This is a genomic window from Luteibacter pinisoli, assembly GCF_006385595.1.
Classification (GTDB): Bacteria; Pseudomonadota; Gammaproteobacteria; order Xanthomonadales; family Rhodanobacteraceae; genus Luteibacter; species Luteibacter pinisoli.
Genome location: NZ_CP041046.1, coordinates 3,442,734 through 3,465,435, shown reverse-complemented (window position 1 = coordinate 3,465,435; position 22,702 = coordinate 3,442,734). Strand labels below are relative to the sequence as shown.

The window sequence follows — 22,702 nt, the reverse complement described above, 5'->3', positions numbered from 1 at the left end:
CATGGCTACCGCGGTCGACAACCAGCGCCTTGGCACTTACACGGATATGTCCGCGTTTGCCGGCCTGCGTACGGCCGCGCAAAAGGATTCCAAGTCGGCCCTGCCGGCGGTCGCCAAGCAGTTCGAATCCATCTTCACCCAGATGATGCTGAAGTCCATGCGCGACGCCAGCGCCGCGATGGGTGGCGACGATCTCATGGGCTCCACCGGCGCCAACTCGTACCGCGACATGCTCGACCACCAGCTCTCGGTCACCCTCTCGCAGGGCAAGGGCATCGGTATCGCCGACATGCTGATTCGCCAGCTGGGCGGCACCACGGGCACGACCAACGATGCCGCGGGCAATGGCCTGTTCACCGGCGTCACGGGCTCGGCATCCACCTCGGATGCGGTGTCCTCGCCGTCGGATGCCAGCAGCGGCCTGATGAATTCGCTCGAGCACATGCTCAGCAGCGCTGGCCGCGCCGTGGGGCAGGGCGCGACGGCCGTGGCCGACGCCGTGGGTTCCATCGGCAGCCCGCAGGAATTCGTCGAGAAGTTCGCACCGCACGCCATCGAGGCCGCCAAGAAGCTGGGCGTGTCCGTACGTGCGCTGCTCGCCCAGGCCGCGCTGGAAACCGGCTGGGGCAAGCACATGCCCGCGCAGGGCAGCACGGCCAGCAACAACATGTTCGGCATCAAGGCCGGCAGCAGCTGGGACGGCAAGCGCGTGAACGTGCCGACCCTGGAATACGAAAACGGCGTGGCCGTGCGCAAGCGGGATAGCTTCCGCGCCTACGACTCGCCGTCGCAGTCGTTCAGTGATTACGCCGACATGGTCGCCAGCAGCCCGCGTTACGCGCAGGCGATCGGCCGCGGCGACGATATCGCCGGCTTTGCCCATGCGCTCACCCAGGGCGGTTACGCCACGGACCCGAGCTATGCGCAGAAGCTGACCGATATCGCCAATGGCCCGGTGATGAAGCAGGCGCTTGCCGCCCTGAAGACCGTCGCGGCAGAACTGTAAAAAGGAATCGAGATGGCTGACCTGCTTTCCACCGGTATCTCTGGCCTGCTTGCATCGCAGGTAGGCCTGTCCACCGTTGGCAACAACATCAGTAACGTGAACACCGTCGGCTACAGCCGGCAGACGACCACGTTCAACGCGCGCGCACCGCAGTTCCAGGGCGGCTACTACGTCGGCCAGGGTGCGGACGCCGTCAGCGTGCAGCGCGCGTACAGCCAGTTCCTGACGCAGCAGGTGTGGTCGGCGAACTCCGGGCAGAGCCGCGCGCAGCAGTACGCCAGCCTCACCGCGTCGGTGAACAACGTGGTCAGCGGTTCCACCAACCTGCAGAGCTCGCTCGACAGCTTCTTCGGCGCCCTCAGCGACGTGGCCAACGCGCCCGTGGACACCGCCAGCCGCCAGGCCCTGATCGGCCAGATGACCTCGCTGGTCTCCACGTTCAAGTCGCTGTCCACGCAGTTCCAGTCGCTGGACACGCAGACGAACCAGCAGATCAGCAGCGCGGTCGACAACATCAACACGCTGGCGAAGAACATCGCCGACCTCAACGGCCAGATCCAGAAGGGCTACGCCAACGGCGCCGAGCCCAGCGAACTGCTCGACCAGCGCGACCAGGCAGTGGCCCAGCTCTCGCAGATCGTCGGCGTGAGTGTCACGCAGACCAGCGACCACATGTACACGGTGAGCGTCGGCAACGGCCTGCCGCTGGTCAACGGCACGAGTTCCACCAAGCTCGCCACGGTCACGAACCAGTACGACTCGTCGCGGCTGGAGGTGGTGGACCCGCAGGGCACCGTGATCTCGAACCAGCTGGGTTCGGGTTCGCTCGGCGCCACGTTCGATTTCCGCACCAATGTCCTGGACCCGGCGCGCAACCAGCTCGGCCGCGCCGCCATTGCGCTGACCAGCGCAGTGAACAAGCAGAGCGCGCAAGGTATCGACCTGAACGGTGATGCCGGCGGCAACATGTTCAACATCGCCGACCCCGCGGTGTTCAACAGCACGAAGAACACGGGCACGGGCACGGTCTCGGCGGTCGTCTCGGATGTCTCCAAGCTTGGCAGCTCCGATTACGTCATGCGCTTCGACGGCGTGAACTGGTCGGCGACGACGACGGCCGGTGTTACCGTGCCGATGACCGGTGCCGGCACGGCCGCCTCGCCGTTCGTGGTCGGTGGCATGCAGGTCACCGTCACCCCGGGCGCCGCGGCGGGTGATTCGTTCCAGATCCAGCCGACGCGCAACGCCGCGTCGTCCATCAGCGTGGCCGTCAGCGACACCAACAAGATTGCCGCCTCCGGCCCGCTGGCCGCGAGCAAGGCCTCGACCAATACCGGCAGCGGCGTGCTCGGTGGCCTGACGGTGACCGATGCGACCAACGCCAACTTCAAGACGCCGGTCAATATCGTTTTCACATCGGCGAACACCTACAGCGTCAACGGTGGGCCGGACCAGAACTACACCTCCGGCGACACGATCACCGGCAACGGCTGGTCACTGAAGCTCACCGGCAAGCCGGCGATCAACGACACCTTCAGCGTCAAGCCGGCCTCGAGCGCAAGCGGTGACAACGGCAACGCGCTGGCCATGGCCAACGTCGCCAACGTGGGCGTGCTCGATGGTGGCGTGACCAGCGTCGGCAAGGCCTACAGCCAGCTCGTCGCCCAGGTGGGTACGGCCGGTGCCTCGGCCAACACGGCACTGAGCGCGCAGCAGAGCATCCTCGACCAGGCCACCGCCTCACAGCAAAGCGTCGCTGGCGTGAACCTCGACGAGGAGGCCGCCAACCTCCTTAAGTTCCAGCAGGCCTATTCGGCGTCCGCCCAGGTGATCACCACGGCGAACTCCATCTTCCAGTCCCTCCTTTCCGCCGTGCAGAGCTGATCATGCGCATCTCCACTACCTGGCAGCAGCAACAGTCCGTCAACCAGATGCTGAACCGGCAGTACGAGCTGTCGCAGACCCAGCTCGCGCTCGGCAACGGCAAGGCCATGCAGTCGCCGTCGGACAATCCCGCCGCCGCGGCGCGTGCCGTCGACGTCAATTCGGCCAGCGCGCAGAACGATCAGTACACGCGCAACATCAACATGGCCAACACGCGCCTGTCGGTGGAAGAGCAGTCGCTTAACAGCGCCTCCGATGTGCTGGATCGTATTCGCACGCTTGCGCTGGAAGGCAGCAACGGCACGCAGACCGACGAATCGCGCAAGTCCATCGCTGCCGAGATGCGCCAGAACCTGCAGCAGCTCGTCGCGATCGCGAACACGAAGGACGGGCAGGGCGAGTACGTGTTTGCCGGCAGCCGCACGTCGTCGCAGCCGTTCACGCAGTCGGACCTTGGCGTCACCTATTCCGGTGACCAGGGCCAGCGCATGGTCGCGGCCGGCGCCGGCATCCAGGTGGCCACCGGTGACAGTGGCGATGACGTGTTCATGGCCATCCGTGGCGGCAACGGTACGTTCCAGACCGCCGCTGCCACGACGAACACCGGTACCGGTGTCGTTGGCGCCACCTCGGTCACGGATGCGTCGGCATGGACGGGTGGCAGCTACACCATCACCTTTACCGATGCGTCGAATTACGAGATCCATGACGCCGCGAATCCGACCGGCGCACCGATCAGCACCGGTACCTATACCGGCACGTCGGGCGTCATCAATTTCAACGGCGCGCAGATCAACCTGACCGGTGCGCCGGCCGCGGGTGATTCGTTCTCCGTCACGCCGTCATCGTCACAGGATGTGTTCTCCGCCGTCGCGGGGCTCATCACCGCCTTTGAAACGCCCGGCGGCGGTGCGCCGATGAACAACGCGGTGAACGCCCAGTTGCAGAACATCGACCAGGCCGCAGGCAGCTTCCTCAATACGCGCACGCAGATCGGCGCGCGCATGAATACGCTCGACCAGCAGGCCAGCCTGGGTTCCGACATGAAGCTGCAGTACGACAGCACGCTGTCCGATCTGCAGGACCTGGACTACGCCAGCGCCGCCAGCAAGTTTTCCCAGCAGCAGTCGGCCCTGGATGCCGCGCAGCAGGCGTACGTGAAGATGCAGAACCTTTCGCTCTTCAACTACCTGAAGTAATCCGTTTTCAAGCAAGGCAGGGTTGCCGGCAAGGGGGCAGGGCCGGATTTCCTCACACGGAGGTGAAAAATGATCCTAAACCCCGGCGCGCCCGTGCCGATACCTACCTCGACAGCGGCTGGGCAGGGCCTCTTTCCCCGCTCCGTCAAAAAATAACTGTTGACAGGTAGAAAAAGTTCTCAAGTTTCCTCCCGGCGTGCCGTAAACCTCCTTGAGGCGGACGGCTTTCCTAAACGGAACCCCGCCGGAATACGCCGCAACTACTCCGGCAATCGGTTCCGCTACCAAAGGATTAATACGATGTCTCTGACCATCAACACCAACATCATGTCGCTGAATGCCCAGCGCAACCTGACCACCTCGCAGACCAAGCTGTCCTCGGCCATCGAGCGTCTGTCGTCGGGTAACCGCATCAACAGCGCCAAGGACGACGCCGCGGGCATGGCGATCTCCACCCGCATGACCACCCAGATCAACGGCCTGAACCGCGCTGTGCAGAACGCCAACGACGGTATCTCGCTGGCCCAGACCACCGAATCGGCCCTGGACGAAGTCACGAACAACCTGCAGCGCATCCGCGAGCTGGCCGTGCAGTCGACCAATGCCTCGAACTCGCCGAGCGACCGCCAGGCCCTCGACGCCGAAGTGCAGCAGCGTCTGTCGGAAGTCACGCGTATCGCCACGCAGACCAACTTCAACGGCATGAAGGTCCTCGACGGTTCGGCCAAGAACCTCAGCTTCCAGGTCGGTGCCAACGTCGGTGAAGTCATCACCGTCGGCCTGAACCAGGGCATGAAGGCCAACCAGGTGGGCGAGCTCGCCACCGGTGCGGTCGACCTGTCGTCGCAGTTCAAGAGCGCGGGTGGCCTCACCCTCGCCGCTGGCGACCTGAAGGTCACCAACGTCACCACGGGCGTTGCCACCAACGTCGCCGCCGGTAACTACACGGACGCCGCCGCCCTTGCCTCGGCCATCAACACCGCCGCTGGCGGCACGATCGCCGCCAAGAACGCCACCACCGGCGAACTGGACCTGACCAACGCCAGCACGACGAACGACGCCGTGTTCAGCGGTTCGGCTGCATCGACGCTCGGTCTGGGCACGGTCGCCAAGAACAACGGCACCGTCAACGGCACCGGCGTGTCCACCGGCGTCAAGACCGCTGTCACGGCTCCGGCTGGCTCCCCGCAGAGCCTCACCCTGGGCGCTGGCGACCTGACCGTCCAGGTCGGTTCGGGCACCGCGATCAAGATCGAAGGCACCTTCAAGTCCACCCAGGACGTCGCTGACGCCATCAATGCTCATTCGAGCGAAGGTGTGACGGCTTACGTGGGTACGGACGGCAAGCTCAACATGTCGTCGGCCCAGGCCCTGACGGTGGGCGGCACGAAGGCGACGACGCTTGGTTTCGCGGCCAGCTACACGGTTGACAGCACGAAGACCCTGGCTGATTCCAGCGTCTCCACGGTTGACGCCGCCAACGACACGATCAACCGCATCGATGCCGCCCTGCAGTCGGTTTCCGACCTGCGCTCGGACCTCGGCGCCGTGCAGAACCGCTTCGATTCGACCATCTCCAACCTGTCGAACATCTCGCAGAACCTGACCTCGTCGAAGTCGGCCATCACCGACGCCGACTTCGCCCAGGAAACGGCGAACATGTCCTCGGCGCAGATCCTGCAGCAGGCCGGTGTCTCGGTGCTCGCCACCGCGAACTCCTCGCAGCAGATCGTCACCAAGCTCCTCGGCTAATAACCGCGGGACACCGCCAGCCCCGGGCGTTACCGGGGTTGGCAGGGTAATTGCTTAAGTTGTCACGGGTGGCCCTGCATGCACGGCCACCCGTCGACAAATTGGCGCCCAGGGCAGTGGAGCGTCTTCAAGGAGAGCTTCATGACGACCAATCCGGTGACCCTCGGTTCCAGCTCGATCGACGTCGCGTCGATCGTTTCCAACCTTGTGGCGAACAAGCGCGCGGCGAAAGACAAGCAGCTTTCCGACGCCAGCACTGCCAACACCACCCAGATTTCAGCGATCGGCAATTTCTCGTCGTCGCTCACCAGCCTGCAGAGCGCCATCAAGGCGCTGACCGACGGTTCCGCATTCACGACGCAGAAGACCTCGGTAGGCGATTCCACGATTCTTTCGGCCTCCGCCGATAGTACGGCCGTTCCGGGCAGCTACAACCTCGTGGTGAGTAAGCTCGCCGCCGCCCAGAAAACCACGTCTACCGCCATTTCGAGCTCCACCGCGGCTGTCGGCACCGGCACCCTGACCATTGCGGTGGGTGGCAAGTCGATGAGCCTGGATATCGACTCGTCGGCGAACTCGTTGCAGGACATCCGCGACAAGATCAACAAGGCTTCGGATAACCCCGGCGTCTCCGCCAGCATCGTGACGGGCACGGATGGCGCACACCTTGTGCTGAATTCCACCTCCACGGGCGCAGCCAATGCGTTCACGGTCACTGCTAGTGGCGGCGATGGCGGCCTTTCCCAGCTGGCATTCGATCCTGCGACCGGCACGCCGACCACCAAGGCCCAGGACGCCGAGTTCACCATTGACGGCACGGCGGCGACCAGCCCGACTAACACCGTGGCCTCCGCCCTTGATGGCGTGACCCTGACGCTGACCAAGGAAGGCAGCAGCAGCGTCAACATCACCACCGATACGTCGGCGGTATCCACGGCCATGCAGAGCCTGGTCACGGCTTACAACTCGTTTGTCTCCACCTACCAGACCCTCACCAAGTACGACTCGACCAACAACCAGGTCGGCGCCCTGATCGGCGACGCCACGGTCATGTCGCTCAAGAGCCAGGTCACCAACCTGCTCGGTTCGCAGGGGGTGTCGTCGAATGGAGGCCCGAGCTCGCTCAGCGATCTTGGCGTCTCGTTCCAGGTCGATGGCACGCTGAAATTCGATTCCACCAAGCTCACCAAGTTCATGGCCTCCAATCCCAAGGAGACCCAGAACCTGCTCAGCGGCGACAACGGCATCGCACCGAAGCTGGACAAGCTGATCACGAGCTGGACCTCGAGCTCCGGCATCCTGACCCAGCGCACGAACAACCTGAACCAGAAAGCCAAGGACATCACCCAGCAGCAGTCGGACTACGACGTGCAGATGCAGGATTACACCAAGCGTCTGACCACGCAGTACACCGCGCTGGACACCATGATGACCAAGCTCAGCAGCACGAGCAGCTACCTTCAGCAGCAGTTCGACTCGCTGAACAACTCGAATAAGTAAGCCCGGCAGGAACGATAAGACATGGCACTGGGATACTCCCGTGGCGCAGGCGCCTACCAGCAGATCCGCACCGGCGGTGGCATCGAATCCGCCGACGCGCACGGCCTGATCACCCTCCTGATGGATGGCGCCCTGGAGCGCATCCGCCTGGCGGTGGCGTGCATTGCCACCGGCAACGTTGCGTCCCGCGGCGAGGCCATTTCCAAGGCCATCGAAATCATTGGCGGCCTGCAGGCCGCGCTGAACCACGACGTCCAGACCACGCTGGTCGAGCGCCTCGATGCGCTGTACGACTACATGAGCCGCCGCCTGTTGTTCGCCAACATGCATGCTGACACGCTGGCGCTGGACGAGGTCGCGACCCTGCTCGGCCAGGTCCGTGACAGCTGGGTGGCCATCCCGGCGGAAGATCGCCAGGTGGCGGGGGCCGGGGCATGAACGCGGCGGCTTTCTGCGACCTTGACCGCGTGCTGACCCTGACCGAAGCCATGCACCACGCGGCCTCGGAAGGGCGCTGGGATGACCTGACCGAACTCGAGGCCGAGCGTGACCCGGTGCTGCGCGCCGGCACCATGCGCCCGGCGCCGGAAACGCTCGAATCGCTTAAGTCCATCATGCTTATGGATAATCTGATCAAGGATCTGGTTTCCGCCGCCCGCGATGAGACGGCCCTGGCGCTGGATTCGTCGCGCCGGGTCCGCCGCGCCGTCGCTGCGTATACTTCGTTCTGATCTTCTTCCCAACGGTGGCAGGCCCATGAGCGAAGACACGTGGAACGCCTTTTCCGAGCGCGTCACCTGGGATGCCCGTTTCCACGCCACCTGTGAAACCGGCGAGCGCCTGGCCCCGGCCGCGCTGGCCTCGGTCAACGACCGCAACGCCAACGTCCTGGTGGCCGTCGCCGCCCTGATGGACCGCCGGGTGGACACGGGCGAGGACGACAACGCCCTCAGCCAGGAAGTGGCCCGGCTCGACGCCAAGCTCAATGTCCTCATGGAAATCGTCAACCGGCTGCTGCTGCCGCAGTCGTCGCTGCCGCCCCGCATGTCCTTGCGCTTTAACGCCCTCGGCGCCGTCCTGCCGTGGGACTGCCTGCCGCCCGTCGGCCAGCCGGTGCTGCTGAAGCTGCACTTTGACGTCTGCCGGGCCTTGCCCCTGGAACTGCCGGGCACGCGCCAGGCCGGGCCCACCGATGGCAAGGGTTTCGTGGCGTTCGACGGCGTTTCCGAGCCGGTCCGCGACGAAATCGAGCGGCTGGTTTTTCGCCAGCACCGCCGTCAGGTGGCCGAGGCCAGGGCCCACGCCGCCCAGGGGTGACCTTTTACGTCACGTGACGTAAGAACGTCGCGTGGCATCTTGCGTCACATTCGTGACGCGTGTCGTCAGGATTGACGCTGACGCTCACCTTCACGTTTTAACCACTTGCCGAAAACGTTTCCCTTACACGGCGACGAGCCGTTCACTGACGCGGTTTTCAGATTTCTTCCGCCAGTTTTCCGGCGTTGGCACGCTCCTTGATTGATACCTTGCAACGAAGGCGACGGGATTCCAGCACGGACCCGCCGAGGGGCCTTCGATCCCGTTGCCATGCGAGGTATTTCCGGTGAAGTCGTCCAACTTTCTCGTCGTCGAATCCGACCCGACCCGCGCTGATGCCATTGGCTCGGCACTCGCCTTCCTGGGCTATCGCCCGGTGCTGGCCAGCCGCATGCACTCGGCCGACGCGGGCGAGGGCTGGCGTGGTGCCTACGTCGGCACCGTCGATGACGAGGGCGAGCTGGAGAGCTACCTGGCACCGCTCGGCCGTCAGGGCCGCGACCTGCCGATGCTGGTGGCCGCCGATTCGCCGATCGCCACCGCGCTGATCGCGGACGACTCCGCCCAGAACGTCGAACTGATCGACATGCCGCTGCGCTACGAGCGCCTCTCCGAGGCCCTGCGCAGCCTGCAGTCGCGCATCCAGCCCGCCCAGTCCAGCAACCTGCGTTTCGTCGGCCAGTCCGGCCCGATGCAGCGCGTGAACTCGCTGATCCGCCAGGTGGCCCCGTTTGATTCCAGCGTGCTGGTGCTCGGCGAATCCGGCAGCGGCAAGGAGCTGGTCGCTCGCACCATCCATGACTGCTCGCCGCGCCGCGACAAGCCGTTCGTTGCCATCAACTGCGGCGCCATCCCGGCCGAGCTGCTCGAAAGCGAGCTGTTTGGCCACGAGAAGGGTGCCTTCACCGGCGCCATCAGCTCGCGCAAGGGTCGTTTCGAGCTGGCCGAGGGCGGCACGCTGTTCCTCGACGAAATCGGCGACATGAGTCTGCCGATGCAGGTGAAGCTGCTGCGCGTGCTGCAGGAGCGCGTGTTCGAGCGCGTCGGCGGCAGCCGGGCCCAGCGTTGCGACGTGCGCATCATCGCCGCCACCCACCGTGACCTGGAAGGCTCGATCGAGCGCGGCACGTTCCGTGAAGATCTCTTCTATCGCCTCTCCGTGTTCCCGCTGGAAATGCCGCCGCTGCGCCAGCGCCTGGAAGACCTGCCGGCGCTCATCGCCGAATTCAACCAGCGCCTGGTCCAGCGTGGCCTGTCGTCCATCCGCTTCACCCCGAGCGCCATGAATGCGTTGTGCCAGCATCCGTGGCCGGGCAACGTGCGCGAGCTCTCCAACCTGGTCGAGCGCATGGCCATCCTGATGCCGCAGGGCGACGTCCGCGCGGCGGACCTGCCCGAGAAGTACCGCGGCGCCACCCCGGTGGAAGAAGTCAGCGGCGCCGCGCTCATCGCCATGATGGAAGCCGAGCCGGAAATCACCGAGACCTTCCGCTACGGCGGTGAAGGCGATCCGTCGGTGCTGCCGCAGGGCGGCCTGGACCTGAAGGATCACCTCGCCGGCATCGAGATTGGCCTGATCCGCCAGGCCCTCGACTCCGCCAACGGCGTGGTGGCCCACGCAGCCAAGCTGCTCCGCGTCCAGCGCACCACGCTGGTTGAGAAGTTGCGCAAGTACGGCTTGTCCGAGGCGGCGCAGGCGGGCTGAACCTGCTGATCGTTGGCATGGGTCGTGCTTGAAGTGTCGGTAAGACGAATACGCGTTGGAAAACCGTCATGACCACGATCGACGTCAACAGCCTCTTGCTCCAGATGCGCCGCATCAGCGCGCAGACCGAGATGCCCGCCATGCGCGGCGTGGGCGAAGCCGCCCCGGCCCAGAAGGGCGCCTTCGGTGACCTGCTCAAGCAATCGATCAACAGCGTCAACGAGACACAGCAGAAGGCGGGTCAACTTTCCGCCGCCTTCGAACGCGGCGACCCGGGCATCGATCTTGCCCAGGTGATGATCCAGGGCCAGAAAGCCGATCTCGCGTTCCGCGGCATGACCGAAGTGCGCAACAAGATGGTCGATGCCTACAAAGAAATCATGAACATGTCGGTCTGACCGGCGTGACACGACCCACAGGACTGAATTCTCCCCATGGCTGATAACGGCGTCGCTACCACGGACAGCAGCACCGCATCGCGCATGCACTCGCTGAAGTCGCTCTCGCAGACGCCTGCGGCGCGCCAGCTGATGATGCTTGCGGGTATCGCGGGTGCCGTCGCCATCGGCATTGCCGCGGTGATGTGGTCGCGTGCACCGAACTACGGCCTGCTTTACGGCGGCCTTGAGCAGAAAGACGCGGCCGCCGTGACCCAGGCGCTGCAGACCCAGAACGAGCCGTACACCCTTAGCACCGACGGCAGCTCCATCTTCGTGCCGGTGGCCGACGTCGCCGCCGTGCGCCTGAAGCTCGCCGGCCAGGGCCTGCCGCAGGGCAGCGCCAGTGCGCAGCCGGCAACGGATTCGCCGTTCGGCATGAGCGACATGGCCGAGCGCTCGCATTTCCAGTCCGCCCTCGAAGCCGACCTGGGCAACACCATCGCCGGCCTGCAGTCGGTCCGCGCCGCGCGTGTCCACCTCGCCCTGCCGAAGCCTTCCGCCTTCATCCGCGACAACAAGCCGGCCAGCGCGTCGGTGGTCGTCACCCTGTATTCGGGCCGTCAGCTCGACGCCGGCCAGGTGGCCGCGATCGTCCATCTCATTGCCGCCAGCGTGCCGGAACTCGACGCTCGCAACGTCTCGGTCATCGACCAGGGCGGCAACCTGCTTACCCAGAACGATCCGGACAGCCCGGCGGCCATCGGCGACAACCGCCTGCGCCTGTCCAACCGCATCGAAGCCACCTACACGCAGCGCGTGGAAGACCTGCTGTCCCCGCTGGTCGGCGCCGGCAAGGTGCGTGCGCAGGTGTTCGCCGACCTCGACTTCTCGTCCACCGAGAAGGCCAGCGAAACCTTCAACCACGACAACCCGGCGCTGCGCAGCGAGCAGACCAGCAGCGACACGCGTACGGATCCGGCCACCAATGGCGGTGTCCCGGGTGCGCTGAGCAACCAGCCGCCGAACACGGGTGGCAACGCGACCGCCGCCAACCCGGCCGCGGGCAAGCCGGCCACGCCGGGCCAGTCCGCCGCCACCCAGACCGCACAGAATCCCTCGCAGCAGACGCAGAGCGCCACGCGTAACTATGAGCTGGACCGCACCGTCAGCCACGTGACCGATCCGGCCGGAAAGGTCGCGCGCCTCACCGTCGCCGTCGTGGTCGATAACAAGACCGTGGCGGACAAGGACGGCAAGACCAAGAGCGTGCCGTTCACCCCGGAAGAACTGCAGCGCCTCACCGAACTGACCAAGAACGCGGTGGGTTTCAGCACCGCGCGCGGCGACAGCGTCAGCGTGATCAACGAAGCGTTCCACGGCATCACGGCCGACGATGCGCCGCAGAGCCCCGCCTTCTGGGAACGCCCTGGCATGCTCGACCTGATCAAGCAGGGCCTGGGCGTGATGGTGGCACTCATTGTCGGCTTCTTCGTGCTGCGCCCGATGCTCAAGGGCCTGCTGAAGCCGGCGCCGATGATGGAGCAGGGGATGGCACTGGCCGGCCCGATGCCGACGGTGTCGGTGATGGTCGACGACGATGACATGACCCCGGATCGCGTCCAGGTGAACCCGAAGGCCCAGCTTGGCGCACCCGCGCTGCTGGCCTATGAACAGAAGGTGGGTCTTGCCAAGCGCATGGCCGCCGACAATCCGAAACAGGTGGCGCAGGTCGTGAAGAGCTGGGTATCCGACGATGGCGGCTGAGTCGAAAGAAGCCCTGACGGGCGCGCAGAAAGCCGCGATTCTTCTGCTCACGCTGGGTGAGGAGGACGCCGCGTCCATCCTCAAGCACCTGGGTGCACGCGATGTGCAGGCCGTGGGTACGGCGATGGCGCAGCTGAAGAACGTCTCGAAGGAGCAGGTTGAGCTGGTGCTCAACAAGCTGCAGGAAGACGTGGGCCAGCACACGGCGATTGGCGTGGGCACGGAAGACTATATCCGCCGCATCCTGGTCAACGCCCTGGGCGAAAACAAGGCCGGCGGCCTGATCGATCGCATCCTCCTGGGCCGCAGCAGCAAGGGCCTGGAGTCGCTCAAGTGGATGGAGAGCCGCGCCATCGGCGAGATGATCGGCCAGGAACACCCGCAGATCATCGCGCTGGTGCTGGCCCATCTGGAGCCGGACCAGGCCGCCGAAGTCATCGGTTACCTGGCCGCGCGTACCCGCAGCGACGTCATCATGCGCATCGCCACGCTGGACGGCGTGCAGCCGCATGCGCTGAACGAACTCGATGAAATCATGGAGCGCCAGTTCTCGGGCAACTCCAACAAGCTGAAGTCGGCCACGGTGGGCGGCCTCAAGGCGGCAGCCGACATCCTCAACGCGATGGAAACCTCGCGCGAAGCCGAGTTGATGGGTGCCATCCGCGGCATCGATACCGGCCTGGGCGATCGCATCGAAGAACTCATGTTCGTGTTCGACGACCTCGCCGAACTCGACGACCGCAGCATGCAGGTGCTGCTGCGCGAAGTGCCGTCCGCTCGCCTGATCACCGCGCTGAAGGGCGCCGATGCGGCGATTCGCGAGAAGATCTTCGCCAACATGTCCAAGCGTGCGGCCGACATGCTGCGCGACGACCTGGAAGTGAAGGGTCCCGTCCGCCTGTCCGAAGTGGATGCGGCGCAGAAAGAAGTGCTGGCTACCGCGCGCCGCCTGGCTGACGCCGGCCAGATCAATCTCGCCGGTGGCGGGGAAGAATTCGTCTGATGAGCCTTACCTCGATCCTCTCGCGCGAACGCATCGACCAGTTCGAGCGCTGGGAGTTGCCGATCGTCGGCGGTTCCGACGTGCAGCATGCCGCGGACGCGGAAGAGGACGACACCCCGCATCGGCCCACCGTGGCCGAGATCGAGGCGATCGAGCGGCAGGCACGCGAAGAAGGTTTCAATGCCGGCCTGAACGAAGGCCGGGCCATGGCCAGGCGTGAACTCGCGGCGCAGGTCGCGCGCCTGGATGCGCTGTTCGCCGCCGTGGAGCGGCCGTTTGCCGAGCTCGATAGCGACGTGGCGGGCGACCTCGCGGTGCTGGCCACCGTGATCGCCGAGCGCGTGCTCGGCTACGAGATCGCCACGCGCCCGGAAAAAATCCTCGACGTGGTCCACCAGGCCATCGATGCGCTGCCGTCGGCATCGCGCCATATCAAGATCCACCTGAATCCTGCCGACGCGGCGCTCGTACGCGAGCACCGTGCGTCCACCGACCACGAAGGCACGGTCGTCGACGACGCCGCGCTTGAGCGCGGTGACGTCCGCCTGGAAAGCGAGCAGTCGCGCCTCGATGCGCGCGTACGTACGCGCCTCGCGTCCGTGATCGACAGCGTGCTGGACGGCCAGGCGAGCGACGAAGACGTCGCTGGCGACGAGTCGGTCGAGTCGTGAGCACCGATAACCACAAGGCCACGCGCACCGCGCACTGGCGCGAGGCCCTTGCGGTGCAGCGCGCCAATGTCGAGCGCGTGCGCCCGCTGCAGGCCGAAGGCAAGCTGCGCCGCGTGGTCGGCCTCACCCTCGAGGCCGTCGGCTGCGAGGCACCCGTCGGCTCGCGCTGCATGGTGGCCGGCGCCGATGGCAAGCAGCTGGAAACCGAAGTGGTCGGCTTCTCCGATGGCCGCCTGCTATTGATGCCTACCGGCGAGATGCATGGCGTGCTGCCCAATGCGCGCGTCACGCCGGTCGCTTCCATCTCCGGCGTACCCGTGGGCGATTCGCTGCTGGGCCGCGTGATCGGCCCGGACGGCGTGCCGCTGGATGGCATGGGCCCGCTGCTGGCGCGTGATCGCGCGCCGCTGCGCCGTGGCCCGATCAACCCGATGTTGCGCCAGCCGATCGACACCCCGCTCGACACGGGCGTGCGCGCCATCAACGCGCTGCTGACGGTCGGGCGCGGCCAGCGCATCGGCCTGTTCGCCGGTTCCGGCGTGGGCAAATCCACGCTGCTGGGCATGATGACCCGCTTCACCAACGCCGACGTGGTCGTGGTGGGCCTGATCGGTGAGCGTGGTCGCGAAGTCAAGGAATTCGTCGATCACACGCTGGGCGAAGAAGGGCGTCGCCGTGCCGTGGTCGTTGCCGCGCCGGCGGACGCACCGCCGTTGTCGCGCCTGCGCGGTGCGCAGGTGGCAACGGCCATCGCCGAGCACTTCCGTGATGAAGGCAAGCGCGTGCTGTTGCTGATGGATTCGCTCACCCGCTATGCCCAGGCCCAGCGCGAAATCGCCCTGGCCATCGGTGAGCCCCCGGCGACGAAGGGCTACCCGCCGTCGGTGTTCGCCATGTTGCCGGCCCTGGTGGAGCGCGCCGGCAACGACGCGGAAGGCCGCGGTTCGATCACGGCGTTCTACACCGTGCTTACCGAAGGCGACGACTACCGTCATGACCCGATCGCCGACTCCGCGCGCGCCATCCTCGATGGCCACATCGTGCTCTCGCGCGACCTGGCCGAAGCAGGCCATTATCCCGCCATCGATATCGAGGCCTCGATCAGCCGCGTGATGCCGGCGGTGGTCAGCAAGGACCATATGCGCGCCGCGCAACGCTTCCGCCAGGTCTACTCGGCGTACCGCCAGCAGCGCGACCTGATTGCCGTGGGCGCCTACCAGAAGGGCAGCGATCCGCGTACGGACGAAGCCATCGCGCTTTATCCCACCCTGTCGGCGTTCCTCCAGCAGGAAACCGACACGCCTGTTTACCTCGACGAGGCCGAATCCGGCCTCGTCGATGCGGCGAAGGCTAACTGATGCCCTCGCGCGCAGACCGCCTGCAACCCGTGGTGGACCTCGCGGCCGACAAGGCCGAGGACGCCACGCGCGCACTCGCCACGCAGCAACGCGCGGTGGCCGACGCGGAGCACCAGCTCGCCGAGCTGCGCCGCTATCGCAACGAATACGCCGAGATGCCCTCGGGTATCGGCGTCGCCGAGCTCCTGAACCGGCAGCAGTTCCTGCAGAAAATCGACATGGCCATCGTCCAGCAGCTTGGCGAGGTGCAGCGCCGCGAGCGCGCCCTCGAGCGTGCGCGCGTGGATTGGGCGGAAGCCCGCGGCCGTGCGAAGGCCCTGGATTCCGTCACCGCGAAATACCGCGAGCAGGAGCGTAAGTCGCAGGACCGCCGCGAGCAGGAACAAGCCGACGAACGCTCCCAGTACCGCCGAACGACCTCATCGAGCCCCACCCATGAATAACGCCTCGCTGCTTCTCAACGCCGCTCGCCCGACGCCGCCGGCGCCCAAGCCGTCGACCTCGCCGTCGCCTGCGTCGCCCGACGAAGCGGCGCCGTCGGCATCGCACGGCTTCGACCATGCGATGTCGGCCGCCCACGCGAGTGCCAGCAAGCCGGCCAGCAGCCAGCACGGCCACGACACGACGGGTGCATCGAAGGCCGCCGACAAGGCGCCGGCCAACAAGGCACCCGACGCGAAGGCCGCGGGCCAGAAAGACGCCGGCAAGAAAGCCGATGCGCAAAAAGACAAAGACACAGCGAAGGACGATGACGACAAGACGACGGACGACACGTCCATCGCCGCGTCGATGCTCGCCCTCATCGGCGTCCCCGTGCAGGCCACCCAGGTGGCCATGAAGGCGCTCGGCGCCGCGAAGGACGTGGCCACGGGTAATCCGGCCGGCGCGCTTGCCGCCCTGACGGGCACGGGCGACGCCGCTGCGGCGACGAAGGACGCCGGGCTCAACGCGGTGGGCCTCGCCACGGCCGCGGCTGCCGACGGCAGCGCCGCCGTCGCGACGCCGGCAGTCGCCCCGTTTGCCGCGCTGCTCGCCAAAGAGGCAGGCGTCGCCGACGCAGGCAAGGACGACAAGGACGGCGTCGACCCGGCGTCGCTCGGCAGCATGCCGTTCGCGCATGCGCAGGCGGCCGGCCACCTCGATGGGCCCATGCAGCTGCAGGCCACCCAGCCGGTGACCTCGCCGCAGTTCTCGCAGGATCTCGGCGAGCAGATCGCCTGGATGAGCTCGGCCGCGGGCAACGTCAAGGAAGCGCGGATCAAGCTGCATCCGGAAGAACTTGGCAGCATGGATGTGCGCGTGAGCATGGACGGCGGCAAGGTCAACGTGGCCATCATGGCCCAGCACCCGGCAGCCGTGCATGCCGTGCAGCAGACGCTGTCCAACCTGGACGCCATGCTCGCCCACCACGGGCTGTCGCTGGGCCAGGCCGAGGTCAACCAGGGCGGCGCACAGCAGAACCAGGGTGGCCAGGACCAGGGGCAGGGCGGGTCGTCCGCCCAGGCCGATGGCGCGGGTGACGCCATGGTCAGCGCGGCTACGTCGCGCGTGTCGCGCGGCCTGGTCGACGAAGTCGCCTGACGCCACGCGCGACGTCATACCGTCGCGCGTCAATTTTCCGGCTCAGTCGCCCGCGGGCCCATCTGGCCGAAAACCCCTTTAAATGCGGCTTCCGCTGGTGCACCGCCTGCTGTGCGAGATGGCACGCCGCTTGCAACAATACACAGCATCCGCATCAACGAGGTTTCACCGGCATGGCCACGGCAAAGAAAGAAGGCGAAGAAGGCACGAAGAAGAAGGGCAAGGGCAAGCTCCTTGCGATCCTGGCCATCGTCGTGCTCGCTGCGGGCGGCGGTGGCGCGTTCTTCATGCTGAAGGGCGGCCACCCGAAGAGCGCCGAACAGGCTGCCGTCGAGGCCGCCAAGGCCAAGCCGGCGGTTTACCTGCAGCTGGACCCGGCCTTCGTGGTCAATTTCCAGGACGACACGGCCCTGCGCTTCCTGCAGGTGGGCGTGAACGTCATGTCGCACGATCCCGAGGCGATCAATGCCGCCAAGGAATCGGATCCGGAAATCCGCAACGCCCTGCTGATGCTGTTCTCCGCGCAGGACGTGAAGACCCTCTCCGACGTGAAGGGCAAGCAGAAGCTGCAGGCCGCGGCGCTGGCCGAAGTGCAGCGCGTGCTGAAGGAAAAGATCGGCCGCCCGGGCGTCGACGCCCTGTATTTCACCAGCTTCATCATGCAGTGACGGGCGTCCAGCCATGAGCGACATCCTCACCCAGGAAGAAATCGATGCGCTCCTGGCGGGCGTGGAGGGCGGCGCCGTCGAGACGGAGCTCGAGCCGCCACCGCCGCCGGGCTCGATCCTCGATTACGACTTCACCCAGCAGGACCGTATCGTCCGCGGCCGCCTGCCGACGCTGGAAATGGTCAACGACCGTTTCGCCCGCTACTTCCGCGCCAACCTGTTCAACGTGCTGCGCAAGTCGTGCGAAGTGTCGGTGCTGGGCGTGAAGATGACCAAGTTCAACGAGTACGTCCACTCGCTGGCCGTACCGAGCAACCTCAACCTCGTCCGCATCAAGCCGTTGCGCGGCACCGCGCTGATGATCTTCGAGCCGCGCCTCGTGTTCACGGTGATCGACAACTTCTTCGGTGGTGACGGCCGTTTCCATGCCCGCATCGAAGGCCGCGACTTCACGCCGACGGAAAACCGAGTGATCCAGATCGTCCTGGCCGAGGCGTTCAGCGCCATGGCCGAGGCCTGGGCGCCGGTGCTGAAGATGCAGTTCGAATTCCTGAACTCGGAGATCAACCCGCAGTTCGCCAATATCGTGAGCCCCACCGAAACCGTGGTGGTCTCCCGCTTCCACGTGGAGCTGGATGGCGGCGGTGGCGAAATCCACCTGACCCTGCCGTACTCCATGGTGGAGCCGATCCGCGAGCTGCTGGATGCGGGCGTGCAGAGCGACCGGGCCGAGCGTGACGACCGCTGGATCCAGAACCTCCACGAGGAGATCCTGGATGCCGAGGTGGAGGTCACCTCCATGCTGGCCGAAGCGCGCCTCACCATTGGCGACTTCCTGCACCTGCGCAAGGGCGATGTCATCCCCATCAGCATGCCGGACCTGGCCACGGTATTTGCCGAAGACGTGCCGATTTTCCGTGGCCGCATGGCAAACGCGGCCGGCAACAAGGCTGTGCAGTTCGAATCGCACATGCGCCGGCCGTCCATGAAGACGCACCGCCCGACCAGCGCCGAACCGGTCTGAGTTACGGCGTCAACTGACCGACACGGTGACTAACTGCCGTCGAGCGTCAGCTTTCCGGCAGGCAGGGTGGGTGGCCGAATAAGGGCCTTGGGTAAGTGGCTGAAAGTTCGCAATAAATCGCACTTTCAGCCCGCGTCGGATCCATGGCACGCCGTTTGCATTCACGGTGATGTCATCCCAGCAACGCACGGATCCACGGCCATGAACGAACCCACCATCCTCGAACCTGTTGACGGCGCCGCCGACCTGACCAAGAACATGGGCCTGGGTAGCGACGTCAACCTCGACGTCATCCTCGACGTCCCGGTCACCATGGCCATGGAAGTCGGCCGTACCAAGATCAGCATCCGCAACCTGCTCCAGCTCAACCAGGGCTCGGTGGTCGAACTCGACCGCGCCGCCGGTGAGCCGCTCGATGTCTTCGTTAACGGCACGCTCGTCGCCCACGGCGAAGTGGTGGTGATCAACGAAAAGTTCGGCATCCGCCTGACCGACGTGATCAGCCCCGCCGAACGCGTCCGCAAGCTCCGCTGAGGGCATCCCATGCGCCGTAGCCTTGCTGCCCTCGCGGGCGGTCTCCTTCCCTGTGCCCTGATGGCGGCCCCGGTGGCCACCGCCCCGGCGGTGGACTCGGGCGCGGAAATGATCCGCGTCCTCGTCAGCCTGCTGGGCGTGGTCGCGCTCATCTTCTTCGTCGGCTGGCTCAGCCGCCGCGCGCAGGCCCGGGTCAGCCCGGGTGGCCGGAAGATCCGCGTCATCGAATCCATGCCGGTGGGTATCAAGGAAAAGGTGATGCTGCTCGAAGTCGGCGGCACCCAGTTGCTGGTGGGTGCCTCGCCGACGGGCGGCCTGCGCACCCTGCATGTGCTCGATACCCCCGTCAACGTCGATGCGCCGCCGTCCGACCCCACGGCGATCCGCGGTTTCCGCGACATCCTCTCCCAGTGGAAGCGTCCATGAAGTACGTGAAGTGGGGCCTGTTGCTGCTCCTCCTCATCGCCCCGTTTGCCGCGTTCGCGGCCGAACCCCCGGGCATCCCGCTGGTGAACGTCCAGCCGGGCGCCAATGGCGGCCAGCAGTGGTCGCTGTCGATCCAGATGCTCGCGCTGATGACGGCGCTGACGGTCCTCCCGGCGATCCTGCTGATGATGACCTCGTTCACCCGCATCATCATCGTGCTGGGCTTCCTCCGCCAGGCGCTGGGCACCAACAGCACGCCGCCGAACCAGGTGATCCTGGGGCTGTCGCTGTTCCTCACCCTGTTCGTGATGTCGCCGGTGCTGAACAAGGCCTACGACGCGGGCCTCAAGCCGTACATGGATGGCCAGATGAGCGTGCAGGACGCGCTGCCGGCTGCCGCCGCGCCGTTCAAGCATTTCATGCTGGACCAGACCCGCGAGCCGGACCTCCAGCTGTTCACCAAGCTGGCCGGTGAGCAGCCGTATGCCGACAAGGAAGCGGTGCCTTACCGCGTGGCGCTGCCGGCCTTCGTAACCAGCGAGCTGAAGACCGCGTTCCAGATGGGCTTCCTGCTCTTCATCCCGTTCCTGATCATCGACATGGTCGTCGCCTCCGTGCTCATGTCCATGGGCATGATGATGCTCTCGCCGATGATCATCTCGCTGCCCTTCAAGATCATGCTCTTCGTGCTGGTCGATGGGTGGACACTGTTGCTTGGCACCCTGGCCGGGAGCTTCTACCAATGACGCCCGAATCGGTCATCGGCTTCGGCCAGCAGGCCCTGCACATCGCCATGCTGATTGGCGCGCCGCTGCTGCTCACCGCGCTGGCGGTGGGCCTCATCATCGGCATGGTGCAGGCCGCCACGCAGATCAACGAACAGACCCTCAGCTTCATCCCCAAGCTCATCTGCATGGCCCTGGTGGCGATCATCACCGGCCCGTGGATGCTGCGCACCATGGTGGATTTCACCCGCAACCTCATCGAAACCCTGCCCCAGGCGGTGCGTTGATGCCGCTGGAGCTCAGCCAGCTTGAAGGGTGGGTGGGCAGCGCATGCTGGGCGATGGCGCGCATCTCCGGCCTGGTGATCATGTCGCCCGTGCTGGGTTCGAACATGATCCCGCAGCGCATCCGCCTGGGCCTCATCGTGATGCTCACGGTGGTGCTCACGCCGCTGGCCCCGCTGGACATCCGCCCGCTGTCCGCCGCGGGCGTCGCCACGCTGGCGCAGCAGCTGCTGATCGGCGCCGCGCTCGGCTTCGTGCTGAAGCTGGTGTTCGAGGCGGTGTCGTTTGCCGGCCAGTTCGTGTCGCAGGCCATGAGCCTGGGCTTCGCCGAAGTGGTGAATCCCGGCGTCGGCGGCACCACGCCGGTGATCAGCCAGTTCTACACCATGCTCGTCACCCTGCTGTTCCTGGTGATGAACGGCCACCTGCAGCTCATCGACCTGCTGGCCGAAAGCTTCCGCAGCATGCCGGTTGGGCAGGCGGGCATGGGCACCGACGGCCTCTGGGCGGTGCTGACCTTCGCCACGCACCTGTTTGCCGGCGCCGTCCGCGTCGCCTTGCCTGCGCTCACCGCGCTGCTCGTGGTCAACCTCGGCTTTGGCGCCATCAGCCGTTCGGCGCCGTCCATGAACCTGTTTGCCGTCGGTTTCCCGATCACCATCTGCCTTGGCCTGGTCGCGGTGTGGCTCGCCCTGCGCGGCCTGCCCAGCGCCTTCGATTCGCTCACCACCGACGCATGGGGAACCATGCGCCAGCTCATCGGGAGGTAGGCCATGAGCGAGGGTGCGGATAAGGAAGACAAAACCGAAAGTCCAAGTGACAAACGCCTTCGCGAAGCCCGTGAAAAGGGCGAGCTGCCGCGCTCGCGCGACCTGTCGACGGCCATCGTGGTGTTCTCCGGCGTGGCCATGCTCATTGCCTCGCACGAGCAGATGGCCATCCACGCCGCGAACATCATGCACGTCGGCCTGCGCTATGGCCGCGAAGACCTGTTTGCCGCCAACGGCCTCAATCGGGCCCTGATGACGGCGGTGATGGAGGCCCTGCGCATGCTCGGCCCGCTGTTCGCCGTGCTGATGGCCGCCTCGGTGGCCGCCCCGGCGGTGATGGGCGGCCTCAATTTCTCGCTGGAAGCCCTGGTACCCAAGTTCGACCGGCTGAACCCGATCCAGGGGTTCTCCCGCCTGGTGTCCAAGAACGGCCTTGTGGAGCTGGGCAAATCCCTGCTCAAGCTGCTGCTGATCGGCGGTGCGCTGGCCTGGTACCTGCGCAAGAGCACCTCGGAAATGTATGCCGTCGGCACCGGCCAGGTGAACGAGGGCATCGCCCATGCCTTCGGCGTGTTCGGCAGCGCCTCGCTCATCTTCGCCCTGGCCCTGGGTGGCATCGCCCTGGTCGACGCGCCGTGGCAGAAGTACAGCTTCACCACGAAGATGAAGATGACCAAGCAGGAAGTGAAGGACGAGCACAAGGAAAACGAGGGCTCGCCGGAACTGAAGTCAAAAATCCGCCAGATGCAGCACCAGATGGCGCGGCGCCGGATGATGGAAGACGTGCCCACGGCCGACGTCATCGTGGCCAACCCGAGCCACTTCTCGGTGGCCCTGAAATACGACGAAAACCGCATGGGAGCGCCACGCGTGGTGGCCAAGGGCATGGATGTAATGGCCCTGCAGATCCGGCAAGTCGGCACCGATGCGAAGGTTCCGGTGGTGGAAGCGGCTCCGTTGGCACGAGCCTTGTATCACACGACGGAGATCGGACGCGAAATCCCCTCGGCCCTGTACGTGGCCGTGGCCCAGATCCTGGCCTACGTGTTCCGTTTGAAGCAGGCGATCGCCGTTGGCGACGTCCCGCCTGACATGCCCCAGCAGGATATCGATCCGGAGCTGATGGGCCCTTACCGCATGGACAAGTGAGA

24 protein-coding genes are annotated in these 22,702 nt (G+C 65.8%); all 24 read left to right on the top strand.

Features of this window, described 5'->3' with window-relative positions; all coding sequences use genetic code 11:
• The first annotated feature begins 1 nt into the window (after nt 1).
• The 24 genes from flgJ to flhB all read left to right on the top strand — a co-directional run bounded on the left by flgJ (nt 2) and on the right by flhB (nt 22,700).
• Nucleotides 2-1,006, top strand: a complete 1,005-nt coding sequence (flgJ, locus tag FIV34_RS15755) for a flagellar assembly peptidoglycan hydrolase FlgJ (protein WP_139984409.1) — start codon at nt 2-4, stop codon at nt 1,004-1,006.
• A 12-nt stretch (nt 1,007-1,018) separates the two neighbouring features.
• The gene (gene flgK, locus FIV34_RS15750) at nt 1,019-2,890 is read left to right on the top strand and encodes a flagellar hook-associated protein FlgK (protein WP_139984407.1); all 1,872 of its coding nucleotides are present in this window, start codon (nt 1,019-1,021) and stop codon (nt 2,888-2,890) included.
• Nucleotides 2,891-2,892: 2 nt separating this feature from the next.
• On the top strand, nt 2,893-4,089 hold the full coding sequence (gene flgL / locus FIV34_RS15745; RefSeq protein WP_139984404.1) for a flagellar hook-associated protein FlgL: 1,197 nt from the start codon (nt 2,893-2,895) through the stop codon (nt 4,087-4,089).
• A gap of 300 nt (nt 4,090-4,389) precedes the next feature.
• Entirely contained in the window at nt 4,390-5,841 is a 1,452-nt protein-coding gene (locus tag FIV34_RS15740; RefSeq protein ID WP_139984402.1) for a flagellin N-terminal helical domain-containing protein, read from the top strand.
• 141 nt (nt 5,842-5,982) lie between these two features.
• On the top strand, nt 5,983-7,341 hold the full coding sequence (gene fliD / locus FIV34_RS15735; protein WP_139984399.1) for a flagellar filament capping protein FliD: 1,359 nt from the start codon (nt 5,983-5,985) through the stop codon (nt 7,339-7,341).
• Nucleotides 7,342-7,362: 21 nt separating this feature from the next.
• Nucleotides 7,363-7,779, top strand: coding sequence for a flagellar export chaperone FliS (fliS, locus tag FIV34_RS15730; RefSeq protein ID WP_246058646.1), 417 nt, complete (start codon nt 7,363-7,365; stop codon nt 7,777-7,779).
• Nucleotides 7,776-8,072: a flagellar protein FliT gene (locus FIV34_RS15725; protein ID WP_139984397.1), complete on the top strand. Its 297-nt coding sequence runs from the start codon at nt 7,776-7,778 to the stop codon at nt 8,070-8,072. Before fliS ends, FIV34_RS15725 begins: the two co-directional genes overlap by 4 nt.
• A 25-nt stretch (nt 8,073-8,097) precedes the next feature.
• Entirely contained in the window at nt 8,098-8,658 is a 561-nt protein-coding gene (locus tag FIV34_RS15720) for a PilZ domain-containing protein (RefSeq protein ID WP_139984395.1), read from the top strand.
• 286 nt (nt 8,659-8,944) lie between these two features.
• Nucleotides 8,945-10,363 (top strand): sigma-54 dependent transcriptional regulator, encoded by a 1,419-nt coding sequence (locus FIV34_RS15715; RefSeq protein WP_139984393.1) that lies wholly within the window; start codon nt 8,945-8,947, stop codon nt 10,361-10,363.
• A 68-nt stretch (nt 10,364-10,431) separates the two neighbouring features.
• On the top strand, nt 10,432-10,761 hold the full coding sequence (gene fliE, locus FIV34_RS15710; RefSeq protein WP_139984391.1) for a flagellar hook-basal body complex protein FliE: 330 nt from the start codon (nt 10,432-10,434) through the stop codon (nt 10,759-10,761).
• A gap of 36 nt (nt 10,762-10,797) precedes the next feature.
• Nucleotides 10,798-12,507 carry a flagellar basal-body MS-ring/collar protein FliF gene (gene fliF, locus FIV34_RS15705; protein WP_139984389.1) on the top strand — a complete coding sequence of 570 codons (1,710 nt, stop codon included), beginning with the start codon at nt 10,798-10,800 and terminating at the stop codon, nt 12,505-12,507.
• 13 nt (nt 12,508-12,520) lie between these two features.
• Nucleotides 12,521-13,510 carry a flagellar motor switch protein FliG gene (fliG, locus tag FIV34_RS15700; protein ID WP_246058834.1) on the top strand — a complete coding sequence of 330 codons (990 nt, stop codon included), beginning with the start codon at nt 12,521-12,523 and terminating at the stop codon, nt 13,508-13,510.
• Complete coding sequence (locus tag FIV34_RS15695) at nt 13,510-14,181, top strand: flagellar assembly protein FliH (protein ID WP_139984384.1); 672 nt, start codon at nt 13,510-13,512, stop codon at nt 14,179-14,181. Before fliG ends, FIV34_RS15695 begins: the two co-directional genes overlap by 1 nt.
• Complete coding sequence (gene fliI, locus FIV34_RS15690; protein ID WP_139984382.1) at nt 14,178-15,539, top strand: flagellar protein export ATPase FliI; 1,362 nt, start codon at nt 14,178-14,180, stop codon at nt 15,537-15,539. The genes FIV34_RS15695 and fliI overlap by 4 nt, the downstream gene beginning before the upstream one ends.
• Nucleotides 15,539-15,982, top strand: coding sequence for a flagellar export protein FliJ (fliJ, locus tag FIV34_RS15685; RefSeq protein WP_139984380.1), 444 nt, complete (start codon nt 15,539-15,541; stop codon nt 15,980-15,982). The genes fliI and fliJ overlap by 1 nt, the downstream gene beginning before the upstream one ends.
• Entirely contained in the window at nt 15,975-17,120 is a 1,146-nt protein-coding gene (locus tag FIV34_RS15680; RefSeq protein WP_139984377.1) for a flagellar hook-length control protein FliK, read from the top strand. Before fliJ ends, FIV34_RS15680 begins: the two co-directional genes overlap by 8 nt.
• A 173-nt stretch (nt 17,121-17,293) precedes the next feature.
• Nucleotides 17,294-17,788: a flagellar basal body-associated FliL family protein gene (locus FIV34_RS15675; RefSeq protein ID WP_139984375.1), complete on the top strand. Its 495-nt coding sequence runs from the start codon at nt 17,294-17,296 to the stop codon at nt 17,786-17,788.
• Nucleotides 17,789-17,801: 13 nt separating this feature from the next.
• Nucleotides 17,802-18,812: a flagellar motor switch protein FliM gene (fliM, locus tag FIV34_RS15670; RefSeq protein WP_139984373.1), complete on the top strand. Its 1,011-nt coding sequence runs from the start codon at nt 17,802-17,804 to the stop codon at nt 18,810-18,812.
• A 258-nt stretch (nt 18,813-19,070) separates the two neighbouring features.
• Nucleotides 19,071-19,346, top strand: coding sequence for a flagellar motor switch protein FliN (gene fliN, locus FIV34_RS15665; protein ID WP_211352790.1), 276 nt, complete (start codon nt 19,071-19,073; stop codon nt 19,344-19,346).
• A 9-nt stretch (nt 19,347-19,355) separates the two neighbouring features.
• On the top strand, nt 19,356-19,772 hold the full coding sequence (fliO, locus tag FIV34_RS15660; protein WP_246058645.1) for a flagellar biosynthetic protein FliO: 417 nt from the start codon (nt 19,356-19,358) through the stop codon (nt 19,770-19,772).
• Entirely contained in the window at nt 19,769-20,518 is a 750-nt protein-coding gene (gene fliP, locus FIV34_RS15655) for a flagellar type III secretion system pore protein FliP (RefSeq protein WP_139984371.1), read from the top strand. Before fliO ends, fliP begins: the two co-directional genes overlap by 4 nt.
• On the top strand, nt 20,515-20,784 hold the full coding sequence (fliQ, locus tag FIV34_RS15650) for a flagellar biosynthesis protein FliQ (RefSeq protein ID WP_139984369.1): 270 nt from the start codon (nt 20,515-20,517) through the stop codon (nt 20,782-20,784). Before fliP ends, fliQ begins: the two co-directional genes overlap by 4 nt.
• Nucleotides 20,784-21,551 carry a flagellar biosynthetic protein FliR gene (gene fliR, locus FIV34_RS15645; protein WP_246058644.1) on the top strand — a complete coding sequence of 256 codons (768 nt, stop codon included), beginning with the start codon at nt 20,784-20,786 and terminating at the stop codon, nt 21,549-21,551. The genes fliQ and fliR overlap by 1 nt, the downstream gene beginning before the upstream one ends.
• A gap of 3 nt (nt 21,552-21,554) precedes the next feature.
• Nucleotides 21,555-22,700, top strand: a complete 1,146-nt coding sequence (gene flhB / locus FIV34_RS15640) for a flagellar biosynthesis protein FlhB (protein WP_139984365.1) — start codon at nt 21,555-21,557, stop codon at nt 22,698-22,700.
• Nucleotides 22,701-22,702: the final 2 nt, after the last annotated feature.

Excerpts from the sequence above, each read along its gene's own strand:
- flgK (WP_139984407.1), top strand. The coding sequence starts at position 1,019 with ATGGCTGACCTGCTTTCCACCGGTATCTCTGGCCTGCTTGCATCGCAG.
- FIV34_RS15695 (WP_139984384.1), top strand. The coding sequence starts at position 13,510 with ATGAGCCTTACCTCGATCCTCTCGCGCGAACGCATCGACCAGTTCGAG.
- FIV34_RS15680 (WP_139984377.1), top strand. The coding sequence starts at position 15,975 with ATGAATAACGCCTCGCTGCTTCTCAACGCCGCTCGCCCGACGCCGCCG.
- flgJ (WP_139984409.1), top strand. The coding sequence starts at position 2 with ATGGCTACCGCGGTCGACAACCAGCGCCTTGGCACTTACACGGATATG.
- fliE (WP_139984391.1), top strand. The coding sequence starts at position 10,432 with ATGACCACGATCGACGTCAACAGCCTCTTGCTCCAGATGCGCCGCATC.
- FIV34_RS15725 (WP_139984397.1), top strand. The coding sequence starts at position 7,776 with ATGAACGCGGCGGCTTTCTGCGACCTTGACCGCGTGCTGACCCTGACC.
- fliN (WP_211352790.1), top strand. The coding sequence starts at position 19,071 with ATGGGCCTGGGTAGCGACGTCAACCTCGACGTCATCCTCGACGTCCCG.
- FIV34_RS15740 (WP_139984402.1), top strand. The coding sequence starts at position 4,390 with ATGTCTCTGACCATCAACACCAACATCATGTCGCTGAATGCCCAGCGC.
- fliM (WP_139984373.1), top strand. The coding sequence starts at position 17,802 with ATGAGCGACATCCTCACCCAGGAAGAAATCGATGCGCTCCTGGCGGGC.
- flhB (WP_139984365.1), top strand. The coding sequence starts at position 21,555 with ATGAGCGAGGGTGCGGATAAGGAAGACAAAACCGAAAGTCCAAGTGAC.
- fliS (WP_246058646.1), top strand. The coding sequence starts at position 7,363 with ATGGCACTGGGATACTCCCGTGGCGCAGGCGCCTACCAGCAGATCCGC.
- fliP (WP_139984371.1), top strand. The coding sequence starts at position 19,769 with ATGAAGTACGTGAAGTGGGGCCTGTTGCTGCTCCTCCTCATCGCCCCG.
- FIV34_RS15675 (WP_139984375.1), top strand. The coding sequence starts at position 17,294 with ATGGCCACGGCAAAGAAAGAAGGCGAAGAAGGCACGAAGAAGAAGGGC.
- FIV34_RS15720 (WP_139984395.1), top strand. The coding sequence starts at position 8,098 with ATGAGCGAAGACACGTGGAACGCCTTTTCCGAGCGCGTCACCTGGGAT.
- fliQ (WP_139984369.1), top strand. The coding sequence starts at position 20,515 with ATGACGCCCGAATCGGTCATCGGCTTCGGCCAGCAGGCCCTGCACATC.
- fliR (WP_246058644.1), top strand. The coding sequence starts at position 20,784 with ATGCCGCTGGAGCTCAGCCAGCTTGAAGGGTGGGTGGGCAGCGCATGC.
- flgL (WP_139984404.1), top strand. The coding sequence starts at position 2,893 with ATGCGCATCTCCACTACCTGGCAGCAGCAACAGTCCGTCAACCAGATG.
- fliO (WP_246058645.1), top strand. The coding sequence starts at position 19,356 with ATGCGCCGTAGCCTTGCTGCCCTCGCGGGCGGTCTCCTTCCCTGTGCC.
- fliF (WP_139984389.1), top strand. The coding sequence starts at position 10,798 with ATGGCTGATAACGGCGTCGCTACCACGGACAGCAGCACCGCATCGCGC.
- fliD (WP_139984399.1), top strand. The coding sequence starts at position 5,983 with ATGACGACCAATCCGGTGACCCTCGGTTCCAGCTCGATCGACGTCGCG.
- fliJ (WP_139984380.1), top strand. The coding sequence starts at position 15,539 with ATGCCCTCGCGCGCAGACCGCCTGCAACCCGTGGTGGACCTCGCGGCC.